At 66.3% G+C, this 514-nt stretch carries 1 protein-coding gene; it reads left to right on the top strand.

Annotation, left to right across the window (positions count from 1 at the left end; translation table 11 throughout):
* Nucleotides 1-344: hypothetical protein (locus tag ACYVDE_RS26020; RefSeq protein WP_460504388.1), on the top strand; the 344-nt coding region annotated here is incomplete at its 5' end.
* Between the last annotated feature and the right edge of the window lie 170 nt (nt 345-514).

The raw sequence follows: 514 nt of genomic DNA, 5'->3' as shown, positions 1-514 counted from the left end.
CGCGCACCACCACGGCGGCGGCCCTGGCGCGCTACACGCTCACGGCTAACCCGGCCCACCGGCTGCAGTTCGACGTGCTGGGCGGTGTGGGCGTGGTGCACGGCAACTGGTATGAGCGCGGCAGCAGCACTTCCGGCTACGCCGGCAGCCTCGAAACCTCCTCCTTTGCCTACCACCACACAGCCAACAACTGGCTGCTCACCGCCGGCCTGGCTACTCGCTACCGCCTCAGCTCCCGCTTCGAGCTTAACCTGGACATTGCCACCAACCGCGACCTCACCTTCCCCGATTTTATTGGCAGTGCCGCCCTGGGCCTGCGCTACCGGTTTGGGCGCGGGCAGTAGCGGTTTTTGGGCCGAAGTGTGCAACCGAATTGCCCCGTGCGGCCTCTTCTGCTTAGTTCCTTCCTTTTCCACTAAGCACATGCGTACTCTCGCTCTCAGCGGCCTGCTCCTGGCCGCCGCCCTGACTACCCACGCCCAAACCGGCCCCACCGAACCCGCCCCAGCCTCCC

The organism is Hymenobacter agri (genome assembly GCF_054778495.1).
This window is presented reverse-complemented; position numbering and strand designations above follow the sequence as displayed.